The sequence below is a fragment of the Methanolobus sp. WCC1 genome (assembly GCF_045690315.1).
Lineage (GTDB): Archaea > Halobacteriota > Methanosarcinia > Methanosarcinales > Methanosarcinaceae > Methanolobus > Methanolobus tindarius.
Genome location: NZ_CP146979.1, coordinates 394,603 through 410,089, shown reverse-complemented (window position 1 = coordinate 410,089; position 15,487 = coordinate 394,603). Strand labels below are relative to the sequence as shown.

At 40.5% G+C, this 15,487-nt stretch carries 18 protein-coding genes; 7 read left to right on the top strand and 11 right to left on the bottom strand.

The annotated features are described in order from the left end of the window. Positions 1 to 50: 50 nt before the first annotated feature. The 5 genes from thiL to V7O61_RS02135 form a co-directional block, all read right to left on the bottom strand. A complete protein-coding gene (gene thiL / locus V7O61_RS02155; RefSeq protein ID WP_407282892.1) occupies positions 51 to 1,043 on the bottom strand; it encodes a thiamine-phosphate kinase in 993 nt (330 codons plus the stop codon). 153 nt (positions 1,044 to 1,196) lie between these two features. Further along, positions 1,197 to 2,060, bottom strand: a complete 864-nt coding sequence (locus tag V7O61_RS02150; RefSeq protein ID WP_407282893.1) for a DUF4349 domain-containing protein — start codon at positions 2,058 to 2,060, stop codon at positions 1,197 to 1,199. A gap of 66 nt (positions 2,061 to 2,126) precedes the next feature. Then, on the bottom strand, positions 2,127 to 2,915 hold the full coding sequence (locus V7O61_RS02145; protein WP_407282894.1) for an anaerobic ribonucleoside-triphosphate reductase activating protein: 789 nt from the start codon (positions 2,913 to 2,915) through the stop codon (positions 2,127 to 2,129). An 8-nt stretch (positions 2,916 to 2,923) separates the two neighbouring features. Next, positions 2,924 to 5,323: an anaerobic ribonucleoside-triphosphate reductase gene (nrdD, locus tag V7O61_RS02140; RefSeq protein ID WP_023844704.1), complete on the bottom strand. Its 2,400-nt coding sequence runs from the start codon at positions 5,321 to 5,323 to the stop codon at positions 2,924 to 2,926. Between the two features lie 26 nt (positions 5,324 to 5,349). Continuing rightward, on the bottom strand, positions 5,350 to 5,709 hold the full coding sequence (locus V7O61_RS02135) for a glutaredoxin family protein (protein WP_407282895.1): 360 nt from the start codon (positions 5,707 to 5,709) through the stop codon (positions 5,350 to 5,352). Positions 5,710 to 6,235: 526 nt separating this feature from the next. Here V7O61_RS02135 and radB point away from each other — a divergent pair. Beyond that, the gene (gene radB, locus V7O61_RS02130; RefSeq protein WP_407283378.1) at positions 6,236 to 6,901 is read left to right on the top strand and encodes a DNA repair and recombination protein RadB; all 666 of its coding nucleotides are present in this window, start codon (positions 6,236 to 6,238) and stop codon (positions 6,899 to 6,901) included. 43 nt (positions 6,902 to 6,944) lie between these two features. Here radB and V7O61_RS02125 read toward each other — a convergent pair whose 3' ends face one another. Next, the gene (locus tag V7O61_RS02125) at positions 6,945 to 7,697 is read right to left on the bottom strand and encodes a tRNA (adenine-N1)-methyltransferase (protein ID WP_407282896.1); all 753 of its coding nucleotides are present in this window, start codon (positions 7,695 to 7,697) and stop codon (positions 6,945 to 6,947) included. Continuing rightward, the gene (locus V7O61_RS02120) at positions 7,697 to 9,541 is read right to left on the bottom strand and encodes an HD domain-containing protein (RefSeq protein WP_407282897.1); all 1,845 of its coding nucleotides are present in this window, start codon (positions 9,539 to 9,541) and stop codon (positions 7,697 to 7,699) included. Before V7O61_RS02120 ends, V7O61_RS02125 begins: the two co-directional genes overlap by 1 nt. 83 nt (positions 9,542 to 9,624) lie before the next feature. Here V7O61_RS02120 and V7O61_RS02115 point away from each other — a divergent pair, with 83 nt between their 5' ends. The 3 genes from V7O61_RS02115 to V7O61_RS02105 all read left to right on the top strand — a co-directional run bounded on the left by V7O61_RS02115 (position 9,625) and on the right by V7O61_RS02105 (position 11,873). Beyond that, positions 9,625 to 10,479 carry a TIGR02391 family protein gene (locus V7O61_RS02115; protein ID WP_407282898.1) on the top strand — a complete coding sequence of 285 codons (855 nt, stop codon included), beginning with the start codon at positions 9,625 to 9,627 and terminating at the stop codon, positions 10,477 to 10,479. A gap of 68 nt (positions 10,480 to 10,547) precedes the next feature. Next, positions 10,548 to 11,567 (top strand): S-methyl-5-thioribose-1-phosphate isomerase, encoded by a 1,020-nt coding sequence (locus V7O61_RS02110; protein ID WP_407282899.1) that lies wholly within the window; start codon positions 10,548 to 10,550, stop codon positions 11,565 to 11,567. Positions 11,568 to 11,693: 126 nt separating this feature from the next. Beyond that, positions 11,694 to 11,873, top strand: a complete 180-nt coding sequence (locus V7O61_RS02105) for a preprotein translocase subunit Sec61beta (RefSeq protein ID WP_407282900.1) — start codon at positions 11,694 to 11,696, stop codon at positions 11,871 to 11,873. 90 nt (positions 11,874 to 11,963) lie between these two features. Here V7O61_RS02105 and V7O61_RS02100 read toward each other — a convergent pair whose 3' ends face one another. After that, the gene (locus V7O61_RS02100) at positions 11,964 to 12,248 is read right to left on the bottom strand and encodes a signal recognition particle protein Srp19 (RefSeq protein ID WP_048135834.1); all 285 of its coding nucleotides are present in this window, start codon (positions 12,246 to 12,248) and stop codon (positions 11,964 to 11,966) included. A 247-nt stretch (positions 12,249 to 12,495) separates the two neighbouring features. Here V7O61_RS02100 and V7O61_RS02095 point away from each other — a divergent pair, with 247 nt between their 5' ends. After that, positions 12,496 to 12,762 carry a DUF2769 domain-containing protein gene (locus V7O61_RS02095; protein WP_023844713.1) on the top strand — a complete coding sequence of 89 codons (267 nt, stop codon included), beginning with the start codon at positions 12,496 to 12,498 and terminating at the stop codon, positions 12,760 to 12,762. Between the two features lie 113 nt (positions 12,763 to 12,875). Here V7O61_RS02095 and V7O61_RS02090 read toward each other — a convergent pair whose 3' ends face one another. Continuing rightward, a complete protein-coding gene (locus V7O61_RS02090; RefSeq protein WP_023844714.1) occupies positions 12,876 to 13,196 on the bottom strand; it encodes a DUF6951 family protein in 321 nt (106 codons plus the stop codon). Positions 13,197 to 13,319: 123 nt separating this feature from the next. Between V7O61_RS02090 and V7O61_RS02085 the strand changes: the two genes are divergently transcribed. Next, positions 13,320 to 13,592, top strand: a complete 273-nt coding sequence (locus V7O61_RS02085; protein ID WP_407282901.1) for a hypothetical protein — start codon at positions 13,320 to 13,322, stop codon at positions 13,590 to 13,592. A gap of 37 nt (positions 13,593 to 13,629) precedes the next feature. Here the strand turns inward: V7O61_RS02085 and V7O61_RS02080 are convergent, their stop codons facing one another. Beyond that, the gene (locus tag V7O61_RS02080) at positions 13,630 to 14,100 is read right to left on the bottom strand and encodes a DUF5806 family protein (protein ID WP_023844716.1); all 471 of its coding nucleotides are present in this window, start codon (positions 14,098 to 14,100) and stop codon (positions 13,630 to 13,632) included. 115 nt (positions 14,101 to 14,215) lie between these two features. Between V7O61_RS02080 and V7O61_RS02075 the strand changes: the two genes are divergently transcribed. Next, on the top strand, positions 14,216 to 14,626 hold the full coding sequence (locus tag V7O61_RS02075) for a universal stress protein (RefSeq protein ID WP_407282902.1): 411 nt from the start codon (positions 14,216 to 14,218) through the stop codon (positions 14,624 to 14,626). A gap of 18 nt (positions 14,627 to 14,644) precedes the next feature. Here the strand turns inward: V7O61_RS02075 and V7O61_RS02070 are convergent, their stop codons facing one another. Then, positions 14,645 to 15,463 carry a sugar phosphate isomerase/epimerase family protein gene (locus V7O61_RS02070; RefSeq protein WP_407282903.1) on the bottom strand — a complete coding sequence of 273 codons (819 nt, stop codon included), beginning with the start codon at positions 15,461 to 15,463 and terminating at the stop codon, positions 14,645 to 14,647. Between the last annotated feature and the right edge of the window lie 24 nt (positions 15,464 to 15,487).

Here is a 15,487-nt window from a genome sequence, read left to right as displayed (position 1 = left end):
CCTTAAATTAAAGTGTATAATTAAATATCGTAAACTAATCCTGCCTAATCTTAATTCCCCAATTGTAGATAACCTTTTCGATTTATCGTCAGGTTTTCTCCGTTACGGCACCTAAGGGTAGTACCAACTTCCCGGTCAACTACTTCTCCTATAACATTTAAATAACATGCGCTTTGAGCCGCTTCCAGCATATCCGGGGAAACTGTGCAAAGTAGCTCAAAATCACCGCCTGTGTAAAGTGCAAAATCAGCAAGAACAGAGCTTTCCGAGCTTACAAAATCTACAATTTCCTGCTGTATTGGAAGAGATTTCTCATCAATCTTAAAACCCACATTATTCAGGTCTGCAAGGTCATGAAGTGACATTGCAAGCCCGTCACTTGTGTCCATCAGACTGGTTACGGCACCTGTGCGGGCAAGTTCCTGAGATTCATTTATCCGCGGAACCGGTTCAAGAAGAGTATTAAGAAGACTATCCGGGATTTCTATACCATTTTCAAGAGCATGAAGCGCAGCTCCGGCAGAACCTGCAAAACCGGTTACACAGATAATGTCGCCGGGTTTTGCACCTCTACGGGTCAGAAGCTCCGACTTGTTTACTTTTCCAAGAGCTGTGCCGGTAATTGTAAGTTCATCATGGGTGTCAATATCACCACCTATGACAGAGGTCCCACAGAATTTAGCACAATCATTCATTCCTCTTGAAATTTCATCAATAAATGAAAGATCAGTATCTTTAGAAAAACCCATGGCTGAAAGGAAACCTATTGGCCTGGCACCCATTGATGCAACATCACTGAAGTTTACCGCAGCAGACATCCATCCAATCTGCCAGGGAGTCATACAAAGAGGAAAATCTGTCTTGCGGTGTAACATGTCTGTTGTTATCACCATATACTCATTTTCAGAAATATCAATAACTGCACAATCATCAGGTCCTGCACCCAATGTAACATCCGGATTATGGACAGAAGAAAAAATACCGGATAAACGACTAATCAGAGGACGTTCACCGAGTTCGGATACGGAAATAGAATCATTCATAGTATCTGCTATTTTAATATGCTATATATAATAACTTACTGAGATTAACTGTTACTAAAAACCAGAACACAATAGCTGAAAATAAATTTGCTGGCATCAGGATGCCAGCTTAAATCAAAGACCAGACTCAAAAGTCTGGTTAAGTCTGTATAATCATCTCCTGAGTCTTCTCCTGATCAACACACCAGCTCCGCCAAAGAATATTAAAACAATTACAAGTGGCAGAAGGTATCCGACAAGAATTATCAGTGCATTGACCATTGAGATGAAGCCATTCACGGATTCAGAGAGGGCATCTCGAATACCCCATGAATGAGTAATTGGTCTTGGTTCAGTCACACGAATATTGATAGTTGAAAAATCAATTCTGTCATCAAGATAGTTCAACCTTCCAGTCAGACTTTCAATCTCACCACGAACCCTTTCAAGTTCCTTTTCAACCGCAAGGACATCCTCTACAGTTTCAGTCATATTGAGAATCTCCTGAAGGCGGGCTTCCTGCCTTTCAAGATTATCCAGACGCGCACTTACATCTATGTACTCTTCCGTAACATCCTGGGCACTTACACTTTTACTTGTCACTTCACCCAGTTCACCCACATCCTCAAGGAAAGAAGGGTATTCTGATTCCGGAATCCTGACAGTTATATATCCGTTTTTGCCCTCATAGGAATCATAATGAGAGTCATAGACAGAGGAACTGGAAACATATCCACCTGAAGCAACCGCCATTTTTGAGATTGCATCAAGACCTTCTGCAGCATCGCTGACCTGTACAGTCATGTCCACAGTAGTTATTGTCTTGCGGTCCACAGAAGCAGTTGAAGCTCCGCCAGAACCTCCATATCCAGACTCCTCCATAACTGCATTTCTTGCATAAGAGTCATCATAATCTTCAAGAACCATGTAATCGGCAGACTGCATGGAGGATTCCTTATAGCTACTTACACAGCCCGATACAAAAGTAGCTGCCAATAAAATGATTACTACTGCAATGCTACTAAATTTTGCTTTCATTTAATCACACCCATTTAAAGTATAATTAAATGATTGACAGGAAAGTATTAAAAAATTGTTTAAACTTCAAATCGATTCGAAGTTAACTTTTTCGTTGCCTTTTTCCTTAGTCCTGACATAGATGTTATCCAGAAACTCATGAGCAACGTGGGCCAGTTCAACAAGTTCATCGTGATTAAGGGGTTTTCTGTCCCTTAAAGATTCAAGCATAGCTCTCTCGGCAAATCCCTGCTGAAGCACATACGTAACATCCTTTCTACCGGTCAGTTCATTGATTGAACGTGCAATATTGCGCACATCATCCGAATTTCCCATGAAGTCACGAATAGTAGTTGTCCTTAATTCAAGTTCAATATTATTTTCAATAACCAGATTAATAGATTGAGATACTCTATCCACAGCAGCTTCAGGATCAATACGAATGTCAGAAAAATCCATACAACCTACTGATTTTGCATAGCTTCCGGAATCATCCAGTGGAGCTTTTACATCGATGAAGAATTTGTCCACAAGCCCTTCTTTGATTAGTTCAGCCATTACGTGAGGATAATGGCCATTGGTATGAATGCCAACAAGCAGACCAATCTTTTTTGCATATTTTGCAAGATTGATAACAGCATCCTTCTGCATCAGGGGCTCTCCTCCTGAGAAAACCACACTGCTGACAAAAGGCCGGGACTTCTTCATCTCTGCTTCAAGTACGGAAGCTTCCACCATGTTGCTTTCAAAAAGAAGTTCATGGTTCTGGCAATAAGGACACCTGTAAGGACATCCCCGTAAAAAGAAGACGATTGACACCTTTCCGTGCCAATCTACAGTTGATATGGGAACAGTGTTCCCATAATTTACTTTCATATTCTTGTTCAGATCATGTCTGAGGAACCGTAGCGCATCCTGTCTGCAAGTTCCTGTCTCTTACCATTGTTCCAGCCACCTACAGCCTGCACATATCCGGTTACCCTGGACATCTGCTCTACATTGGTGGAACCACAGTTTTCACATGTGCACTTAAGACCGGACATCATGTGGAAGTCATTGAGACACACAGTCATATCCTTTGTAAATGCAAAGTAACCGATCTGAGTGTTCTTTGCAATGTTCATTGCAAATTCCTTAAGACCCTTTGCATCAGGTGAACCCTCACCCATCCAGATATGACAGATGTTTCCTCCGTCAACAATCGGGAAGAACACATGTTCAAGATTTATCCTGTCAATAAGTGAGACATTAGCTCCTGGTGGTACATGTGTACCATTAGTGTAGTAAACAGGCAGATCTGTAGTCTTTCTGAGATTTGCAAGAGCAGCTTCCTTGTCACCCTTTACAACTTCAAGGACACAGTCCCTGTACTCATCATGGAGCATATCGGATACTGAGAATCTCTGACCTGTGGTTTCAGCAGGCGTACGTGCAAGAGCGATCTCAAGGCCATGCTTCTGACTGAGCTCATGTGCATACATTTCCATCTCAGTCATTACCCTGATGGCAAACTTGAACGCATCTTTAGATTCATGCAACTGTGAACCGGTGTGGTACTGAACCATCTCATTGATGCCTATTACACCGATAGTGCATACAAGTGCATCAATATCCACTGCAACGCATCCCTTCTCACCTGTCACAGGATCCTTTGGTCTCTGTGTTGCAAATGGCATTCTGTTGTTCTCGATGATGTTTTCCATCCAGTTACGCTTTGTCTTGAAGAGCTGAATACACTGATCCATCAATTGTTTGAGGTCAGCAAAAAGAGCAGAATCGTCCCCATTAGCCCTGTATGCTGCTCTTGGGCAGTTAAGAGATACTACCTGCCAGGAACCCATTGAGAAATGTTTTCCATCCTTGAACAGGAGCTTATCATCAAAACTGTCATCTGCATCAGCATTTGCTGAGAACTGGTATGCACAGCACTGATAGCAGGATATGCCCTCACCTGCACCCCTGTATTCTGGTAACTGATTATCGAAATATGGAGTTCCGAACTTTGCTGCAAGTTCGAAGGTCATATCATAGAGTTCTTCATATGTTGGCAGTTCAGGATGTGCCTTGTTGAAGAATTCATCCTCTTCCATAAAGTCAGGCTCAATTGAGATCTCAGGCTTAGGGAAGTTAAACGGCTTGCCCCAGTTGTCACCCTCAATCATTACGTCCATGAGTGCCTTAAATGCAAGACGGACCTCACGCTCAAACTCACCATATGTACGTGTCTGGGTACCATTCTCACCATTGTGGACACGTCCCTTGTAAACAGCTGGCTTGTCCCTCCAGAGCTTTGGTACACCGGGGGAGAGCTGGACTGAAGAGAATACTACTTGTCCACCACGGGCTACCATCATCTGGGTCATCTCATACACGAACATCTGCATGAGCTGTTTTACATCACTGTAAGTTTTACCTTCTAGGTATGGAGCAAGGAATGTAAGGAAGTTGTAAAATCCCTGACCACCTGCAAAGTTTGTCTGGGCACTTCCCAGAGCCTTTACTGCGTGGAGGATTGCGACCTCTGCCTTCATTGCAGGACCAGCTACACTTGCCTTGGCACCTGAACCGTCTGGCATAAGTCCATAGTAGAAGAAATACCTCAGGTCCCAATCCTGGCAGAAAGCACGGGTTCCAAGATATTCAAGATCGTGAATATGAAGGTCACCATTAAGGTGCAGGTCAGCAAGCTTTGGTGGCAACAGTAGAAGGTACTGTTCCTTTGATATCTTGTCTGCCTTCTTCTTGTGAGATGTTTCGGCATTTTCCTGAAGGTTTGCATTATCGTTTGCCTCAAAACCGCTTCCAAGGTCTATCTCACATGCATCGTATACAGGAGTACCTATTCTGGTAGAAATATTCCTCCATTCAACATGACCTCTCTGAAGGAGTTCCATGTTGACCATTTCTCTGATAAGCGGACCTGAAAGAAACTTGAGGTCAAGACTTCTGATACGGCGCTCTACATCCTTTGCAATGTCAAGTGCTGCATCTTTCTCAATGCCAGGCTTACCATGGAATCTTTCAGCAAGTTTTGTTTCCTTTAACAACTGGTTCACAATTATACTGCGATCCCAGTCCACCATATGGCCAGCAGTGGTACGTACTTTTGGCATTATGGATATATCATGACCATCGAGCGTCTTCTGTATAGCATGTTGTTTTGTGAGTGTTGTCATACTGGTATCTGTCCTCTCATCTTCCTCTGCGTGAACCTGCATGTCAGTTCCCAAATCTGCATCTTCAAGTTCGATCTTTCCCTTAATATTAGTAGCACATACGTCCATCATTCCCACCTTTAGTTTGATTGCACTTAGAGTATGCTGCCCAATGCTTCCAAGTTCACGTCAGGACCACTGAACAGTTCCTTATGAGTTAAAAACTCATCGCCGATCTGGAGTACCGGGGCAGTCATGGTGAAAACACCATTGAATTTTAGTTCGGTCAAAGCTTCAGGAGTAGACATATCTGCTGTTGCAAATTCAACTCCCTTTGAAGTAAGTACCTTTTTTAATTGCTCGCATTTCGGGCAAGTCTGTGTTGTATATATAACCACTTCAACCATTTTCTCGCGTCCCTCGATTGTATATAAATAAACTATTATATTAGTCACATTCTGGAGAGGAACAACAATGCCATATTGAAAAAAGCAATCAACCGGCATTGCAGTCATTAGAACCTCTGTTTCCAGAAGGTAAATTATACAAATGGCTTTTAGCTTAATAATGGTTTTTCAAACTGCATTTGAATATACAGTGAAGTATCGCACACCATGTTTGTTATCAAATATGAAACATATAATAAACATAATTGATAATAAGAATGAAACATACACGATCATAGACAAGTTACCCCAAGAATAAAGAAACTATTTTAGAAACATTTACAAACATATTTCCCATGAGTCATGAATAACTAGAGCGATACCGAAGATTCCGGCGAAGCCAGCGTTTTCCAATCAAAAGAAAAACAATATGCATATACTCGAAAATCTTTTCTTTGCAGATCTTCTGTAGTATTCTAAGCATTACCATAATTACAGTTTGAATTACATCCCATACCACATTATTGGAATGTGCTGCCTTCGGTGAATGGTTGCTTTGTTTTTTAGAATACATAAAATAAAACACACTACCAGTGCCAAAAGATGTATATTATAAACCCTATTATAGCAGATAATCCCAGCAAGAGGTGTAAAGATAACTGAACAATTAAGTTCCGGCTGCAAGCCTATTGATGATCTTTTAGGCGGAGGATTTGAAGCAGGTGTAGTCACACAGATATTTGGAGAACCAGGAAGCGGAAAGACAAATCTGTGTCTTCAGCTTGCAGTGGAATGTGTCAAAAACGGAAAAAAAGCCATCTATATAGACACCGAAGCTATTTCGCCGGACAGGTTCAGGCAGATTGCAGGAGAAAATGCAAAAGAGATAGCTCAGCAGATAATTATCTTTGAACCTCATAATTTTGAAGAACAATATGCAGCAGTAAAAGAGATAGAGAAGCTCATATCAGATAAAGTAGGACTGATACTCATAGACTCTGCAACCGCTTTTTACAGATTCGAACTTGACCAGGAAGAATCCGGCATAAGGACAAGAAGAGAGCTTGCAAACCAGATAGGACTGATACATGCCATTGCACGCAAACACAGAATAGTTGCTGTTATGACAAATCAGGTTTACAGCGACATGGCAGGTGGAGTAAGACCCATAGGAGGCAGCGGGATAGAGCACATCTCAAAAACTATAATTCAGCTTGAAAAAACCGGAGACGGGAAAAGACGCGCAAAGCTCTGGAAACACCGCTCACTTCCAGAAGGTGGCACATGTGAATTTACCATCACCAATGAAGGGGTAAGGTAAATTCAAAACCAGCCGAGAATAGAAGATATTTTGAAAAAAAGATTCATGCTCTTGCAATTGTTATAAAGCCCGTATGACCTACTTTTGATGTAGAAGGACGAGTTCCTCTTGAAGAAAATGAGATTTCACGTTCAGTGAATTCCATTGTCATGACTTCATCAAAACCTTCAGCATCAAGTGCGTCACGAATTTCCTTTGTCTGCTCAAAGAACGGAGAATACGTTGCAATAAAGCCACCAGGATAAAGTACATTCTTTACATTTGGAATGACATCTTTGGTGTTCTGAGTATCAAGAGTAATGACGTCGAACTTTTCATCAATGTTCTTAATTTCATCAACAATATTACCACAGCGAAGTTCCACATTATCAAGGTCAGCACTTTGCACATTCTTGGCTGCAACCTTCATGAATTCTTCATTCACTTCATATGTAACAACTCGTTTTGCAATTGAACCAAGGTACATTGTAAGAATTCCGGAACCTGTGCCTGCATCGAGCACTACGTCATTTTTGTTAAGACCGGTATAAGCAATAATCATGCCAATATCCTTTGGCATCATAGGAGCCCCGGTTCTTTTTGCATGCCTGAAGAAATCCGGCATTTTTGGACGTTGAATTGTGAACTCCTGACCCATATGAGAGACAACTATATCCCCGGGTTCCTTGTCCACAAGAGATGATAGCTCAATTATTCCAAAATTCGTGTGCAGCTGATCATCGGATACTTTTGCGATGAACTCTTTGACCCTGTCCCTATGGGAAGTCTTCAGCAAAACCAACTCGCCTGTTAACATTATTTTACACCTATTGACCGTTTTTTAGCTACGTACCTGTTTGACGGGATAGTAACTATATCCCTTTTGATAGAATGTTTGATCATTGAAAGATGAGACATCATTTCCTCAAATTCCGGACGATATGCATCTGCAAGGGTGCCTGCATATTCAACTCCTTCCCATGTAAGCACATATTCATAACTCTGCCGGAACCTTCCATCTTTTTCATAATAACGAAGGTCCTCATCAACTATACCCATGGCAACTAAAACCTGAATATCCTCAAAGACCTTTTCAGAATACGGGAAGCTATAACGTTCATGGAAAGAATAATCAAATAGATTTTTGAGTCTTGGGAAAGTACCAAGTTTCTGAATAGTGCGATAAAGCCATGTAATGTGCCTTAACCTTGGAATTGAAACAAATCCCGGTTTTTCATCTACGAAAATACTGTGAACGGCATAGAATAACAGAATTATACCCTCTATTGGAAGATATTGATCCTCCCTTGTATAATGCAGAAGTCTTGGAGAAAGATCGTCCACAATCCTGCGAAGTTCTGAGAGTACAGCAGACGAATCTTTATTGATGACAACATCCGGATGTGAAAATGCTGTAAGTGAGAGCTGGCGCGATATTGCACGAACCAGACCATTGGCAAGTGCAGATTCATCATAGAAGAAGCCATCCTCATCATCCATTGCAATGCGCATACTTTTTGGAACACCTGAAGCAACAGTCAGATCCACCAGCACGTCACCAAGTTCCTTTGCAAGCCTTGTTTCAAGTCTCTTAGTAGCCACACCATGCCGGGCAATTGTTGAGAGTGACATCCTCGTGGAAGGCCTGAGTATCTTCTGACTGAGCCTTGCAACAGGTTCGTACAACCTGCCTTCACGAAGATTATCAAGTAAAATAAGTGATTTTTCAGACGCATTTGACCTTATGAAATTGAGAAGGTCGCTGTCATCATATTCTGTGAAAAAGCGGACAATTTCATCTTTTGATGCATCCATTCCGGATTTATTTTTGAATTGTTCAAGTGCATCTTCGAGTGCATAGAGAAGCATTACCCTTGCAGCCTGGGTTTTAGGATTATGGATAATGGCTGTATAGTGATGAGCACGGGATATTAGCATGGATTCTGCAGCAGTTAAAGCCATATCATTTCCATAACTTGAACCATCCGTGCTTCCCAGAACGATATTTTCATCCTTTATTATTAGACTGCTGATTATCTGATCTACATCAATAAGTCCGAATGAGACACCCGTATGATATGAGTCACGCAGCAGGAAATCTATTCTGTCTGCGTCCACATCACCTGCAATGACCTGTGCCAGATATGGTTTTGAAATAGAAATAGAATCACCGGTTGCAATTTTTGAGATCTCATCAAAAAAGTCGAACGCATCCATTCCAAATTCAGACCCTACATACCCTGCAATATAAGTATCCTGCGGCAGTATCCGGGAAATAATGTCTTTTGAAAAAGCTTCGTGTTTAATGAATTTCTTCCCTTCAATTACAGGCTGTAACTGAGGATTGCGTTTGAGTACATTCTCCACAGCATGTGAGAATGCAGAATGACCTACGTCATGCAGAAGACCTGCAAGTCTTATTTTGCGAATATCCTCATCTTCAAGTGAAAGAGAACGACCGATGACAGATGCCATGTGCATTGTGCCGATGCTGTGTTCAAAACGTGTGTGATTGGCACCAGGGTATACATGATCCACGAGTCCAAGCTGCTGAATATTCCTGAGCCTCTGGACATGTTTTGTGTTCAGCACCATCTGCTCGAACTCATCGAGTATGATGGTCTTGTGTACAGGGTCATGGATAATCATGGGTTTTCGCATTGGCAGATAATATGAAGAGAGAGTATATAAATGAAAGGCAAAATAATTAACTGCGATTTAACTAAATTAGAAATAATTATATAGTGGACTTTAAAAAGTTGAATAGCACTACACTTAAACAAAGAACTGATAAAATGGAACAAATTCCACCTTTTTCTGAAAGCCATTTGGAAGCACTTGCAAAATCACTTGGAGAATATGGCAAAGGGAGCGACATTACCAGAATTCTTGAAGAATTAAACTTTGAAGATAATTCACAAAAAAGTACTAAGTGGAAGCGCCTTTACTGGGCATTTACAGAATCACAGAAACAATACAAATGTGCAAATCATATATTTCGATTTATTCAATCATTAATGAATCCTGTTAGATTTGTTGGTCGCAAAGAAGAATTCGAAGAAAATAGAGAGAAACTAAATAATATACTAATTTTTTCAGGCTTTGAGTACGGAGAAGACGGTAATTTCAGGAAATGTAAGAATGCACATACATTAACTGAAGCCGAAAAAAGACTGAGAACAATCCAAAGCAAGTTTGAAGGAAGGAAGATACATCCAGAGGTTGTAAAATATTGCAAGGCAGAGCTATTGCAAGAGAACTATTTCCATGCTGTTTTTGAAGCAACCAAAGGATTAGCTCAAAGAATTCGTGACATGTCAGGTATAGAATTGGATGGTGCAGCACTTGTTGACAAAGTGTTTGCTATTGAAAGACCAATCTTAGCAATAAATTCTCTAAGAACAGAAACAGAAAAATCTGAACACAAAGGTTTTGCTATGCTTTTAAAAGGTTGTTTCGGAGCTATCAGAAACCCATTGGCCCACGAACCAAAGATTCTTTGGGAGGGAGAAGATGATGCAGCTGACTACCTTTCCTTAATTTCTCTATTACATAGAAAATTAGACAACTGTGCCCCAACTAATTTTGATAAAAACTAAGACAAAATACGAAAAATATCAACCTTTACATTTTTATCCCGGTTCTGACATTTAGAGAGGCAGATAGCATGAGAACCATAGACTGGAATGATGACTCTAATTCAATTGTAATGATAGACCAGACACTCCTTCCAATGGAGTACAAGGTCATTGAATGCAAAACGCTCGCTTCCCTTTGTGAAGCAATAAAGTCCCTGCGTGTGCGAGGAGCTCCTGCACTTGGAGCTGCCGGTGCCTATGGTATCGCACTTGCCGCAACCCTGAGCAGTGCAAGTGATATGGAAGCACTCATAAAAGATCTGAATGTTGCTGCAAAAATCATCATAGCAACAAGACCCACAGCAGTTAATCTTGCATGGGGTGTTGAAAGAACCATAAGTGCAATTTCAGATGCATACGACCTCAATGGAATCAAAGATGTGGTACTGGCAGAAGCTAAGAACATTGCTGATGAAGACGTTGCAACCAACAAGAAACTCGGAAAGCATGGGGCAAAATTGCTTGAAGATGGCGATACTGTTATGACACACTGCAACGCCGGAAAGATGGCATGTGTTGACTGGGGAACCGCACTTGGAGTTATTCGCTCTGCTGTGGAAGCAGGTAAAGATATCAAGGTTATTGCCTGTGAGACAAGACCGCTTAACCAGGGCGGCAGGATAACAACATGGGAACTCATGCAGGACAATATTGACGTGACACTCATTTCTGACTCAATGTCGGGGCATGTTATGAGCAAAGGAATGGTAGACAAAATAATTGTTGGAGCTGACAGGATTACAGGAGATGCAGTGTTCAACAAAATAGGAACCTATACGCATTCAGTCCTTGCAAGAGAACATGAGATTCCATTTTTTGTTGCAGCACCGATATCAACATTTGACCCGAACAACTGGGAAGACACTGTCACCATCGAACAGAGAGATGCAGACGAACTCCGCTTCTTTAAAGATGTGCAGATAGCACCAGCAGATGTTAAGGTTTACAATCCTGCATTTGATGCAACTCCTATGGAAAATGTCACTGCGGTAATTACAGAGAAAGGAGTATTTTACCCACCATTCCTGCTGGATGAACTCCTGGCATGAATGCACAATCTTTTAAATCATTAAAGACATGAAAGGGTCAGGTAAATTAATAATGACCACCATAAATGGTTAATATAAAGTTTATAATTACTAACTAAACACTCATTAACGCTAAATGGAGATATTATGGCACAAAAGAAATCCAGTGGCAATGGCTTGATGTCATCTGCCGGTCTTATGAGATATTACGAAGCCGACAAAAAAGCAATACATGTAGACCCAAAGACAGTTGTTGCTGTCGGTATTGTCGTTGGTCTTGCTATCCTTATACTTGATGCAAACTTTGGAATGTGGCCAGTAGTATAATCTGCCTGAAATAAAGGCATATAGCCACATTACATTCTTTTTTACAAATTCAAATTAGTATAAATTAAATATCAAAAATAGAGTTTGCTATCAGGAACGCATTTCCTTGATAGCTGCGCATATTCTTCTACAGTGATGAGTTTTGGGTGCAGTATTATCAATAAGTACCCTGCCCTTATTCTCCCACCAGCTACGAGGATAGGCTTTGTCTGCTTCAACTTCAGGATTCATCCCAAGCTTTGCTGCGGCCTGGTTTATTTCAGTAATTGTAGGGGATTCCACAGAGGTCTTTCTGGAAACAATACGACCGTCCTTCCTGGATTTAGTCTTATCGATGTATGCCGGCCAGATGACCAGTTTACCCCTGTCTTTCATCATCATGGGTTTTACAATACAACTCATTCGATTTAAATTTGACCTGAAAATGAGACAGCGATTATTCCTGTGAAGCCAAACTCGGGTGTCGAGATCAAAATAGAAAATAGTTCACAAAAAGCAATAATGATAAGTAAGAAAAATGCAGATTTTTTAAGGTGGGCAAAATGGGAGACAGATAATATTCTGAAAACTTGATAGAGCTATTGCTAAAATAATGAAGCCGAAATAAAAAGAGGAGATAGATATGGGGAGTGTAAAAAAAAGCAAAGATAATTTAAGTAAATGCATATGCATAAAATGTCCAAGTTATTCATTTGCATGCAAAGTGAAAGCTATACCTGAAAGTGCCATTAATATTTTAAAAGGTGATATAGAAAATGCAGAACACATTGAAGGACTATTCTGCGCTTTTGGAAAGAGTAAATGTATTGAAGAGAAAAAAGGCTGTATATGCCCTGATTGTGAAGTTTACAAGGAGAATATGCTGAATGAAATGTATTTCTGCCTTTAACACGGATTAAAATGAAATACATTTAGGAATCAGCTAATCTGCAATAACTCTATTACCCCCAGCCTTACAAATCATGTATTAATTCCATGAGGTAAAGCAGGAATTACAATTTTTTAAACCTCATCGAATTCAATGCTAAGTCCACCTGATTTTTTAACCAGGGATTTTGCAAGGAAACCTGCTTCCATTCTGCAGAGATTAATTACTGCACAGGGAACAAGACAATTTGCAGAACATCCGGCTTCATGTGCCCTGTCAATTACATAATTATTTTTTATGTCCAGAATTTCCATCATCGGAACTTCCATATGAGAGATCTTTTTTATTTTTTCACACGGAGTTTCAATATCAACAATGATTGTTTTTCCATCTTTAACACCGCGCACCTTGTGCACAAAATCACAAACTGTAGAATTTACTGTAAATTCAGACAAATTATCACCTTTTTAATAGTAAGTTCAGTTCTGGAATAAAATAATGGAGTAATGAGTATGTAATCCATTATAAATGAAGTAATGGATAAGACTTAAGTATAATTATGCTACTGCCTAATATCCATGATAGATACACCCAGAGAAATAAAAGTAGAAACTGAAGTAGAGGATTTTATCCGCAAGGCAAAGAAAGACTACAGGCTTTGCACAACCTGCGGAGGGCCTGCAATTGTCCCTGCTGATATGAGTATGCCAAAGGATTCCGACATAAAAATAAAAATCGGCGAGAATACCCTGCACGTATCCAAAGTACAGGCAAGGTACATCAGGCAGATAGAAATGAGAATGCTTCTTGGATATCTCAACTACTGCGACAGAAATGGAATTGAACCCTGAGATTGCATAATTGAAATCTCACTTTTTTAGTGCAAACTTAATAATAGTCTTCATCCAGAGATTCATTGATATTTCTCAGCACTTCGGCAACAAGCATCTGAACTTCAGTTGCATGTTCCTCCGGAACTTCACTGCCTTCGGTGTCCATTAGCTTTTTGATATCTTTTACCATCTGATGAATTATCTGCAGCATTTCTTCCTGTGTTATAAGTCCGGCATAATAAGCATAAAAGAATGTTGTACCGCTACGCTGGACTTTTTTCTTGAATGATGCACGTGCGTTTGAGACTTCCTGCCTGGAATACTGCTCATCCATGAAAGGAACAAGTTCGGGGAGGTTCTCGCCTATCCATGTCATTTCCGAGTGATTGGAGATATTCTTGAAATCCGCACACATTCGGGAGATTACCCATTCACGTGCTGTAAGATGAGTTGTTTCTTTTAAAAAACGAGTTACATCGGAATAACTTTTGTTATTCATCTTTTTGAATTTCTGGTACTTATTCATCTCTATTCACCCATGTAAAACTTATTTGCATCAAACAAATAATGCGTATTGCAGCCACTGTACTACATAGGGACTCCAATATATTTAATTATAACCTGCACAATTCAACTTTTGAATGAAACTACTCATCCCAACTGACGGTTCAGTGTATTCATCAAATGCCGCGAAGGTGGCTGCAGAGATAGCTTTGAACCATGATTATAAACTTGTAGTCCTCCACGTTGTCCCTGATAAGGGATTTTCCAGAAAGACCTGGCAAAATAAAGGAGCTGACAGTGTAATTTCCATTATCACAGACATCCTCATTGAAGCAGGATGTGATGAAAATAGAATCGAGACTATAATAGAAGATGGAAACGCACCTGAAAAAATAGTTGAAATTGCCAGAAATGAGAGAGTAGACCGAATAGTCATCGGAACACAGGGAAAGAGCGGAATTAAAAAAATAGTAGGATCAGTAACCGAAAAAGTGCTTCAGACATCTGACGCACTTGTTCTTGTGGTACCACCTAACTATAATGTGTAAGCTGTTGTTCTTAGAGGATTACTTCAGAGCTTCCATTATTGTAGTTTTTCCAGTGCGCACATCATACATGGAGAAAACCTCCATATTGAATATTCCTTTATAATTCTCATTTTTCAATTCCTTTAAGACAGTATAATCTATAGTACCTTCCCCGGGAGCCAGATGCTGATCACCATCATATTCATCAGTCCAGACTCCACCGTTATCGTGCACATGAACATGAATAACATATGGAGCCAGAGTGTTAGCAAACTCCCTGAGCTTGTTACTGTCCCCGCCGCATGTAAGATTCGCATGACCGATGTCAAAAGTGGCGCCAAGATTGTCAGAATTCACAGCCTCAACTGCACGTACCAGTTCTTCGGCATTGCAACACAAATTTCCGGTTGATGTTCCTTCCTTATTTTCAAGACCGAGCATTACCCCAGAATCTTGCGCGTCTGATGCAAGAGTTTTCAGGTTATCTATCATTTTGTTGAAACATGATTCACGGTCATCCTCACATCCAAATCTACCGGGATGTAATACTATTGCGCCGGAACCCAATCTGGATGCCAGATCAATGGATTCACGTATAAGGCGGAATTCTCTTTCACCCATTAACGTCATGTCAACTACTACATCCTTCGGATAGGTTGGGACGTCTGCAAAATAAGGAGCATGAAGAGAGGTTTTAAGGTCACAGACTGAAAGCTCATCAAGTAATGATTCAAGAATATCTTTCTGGAGTATTGAATCCTTATACACACCAAGTTTTGGCATGTAGAGTTCAACTGACTGTAACTCAGAAGCGATTTCAGAAAAACTGCCTGCAAAAGAAGATGCACCAAGTATCATACCTGAATTGTTATAGTAGTAAGT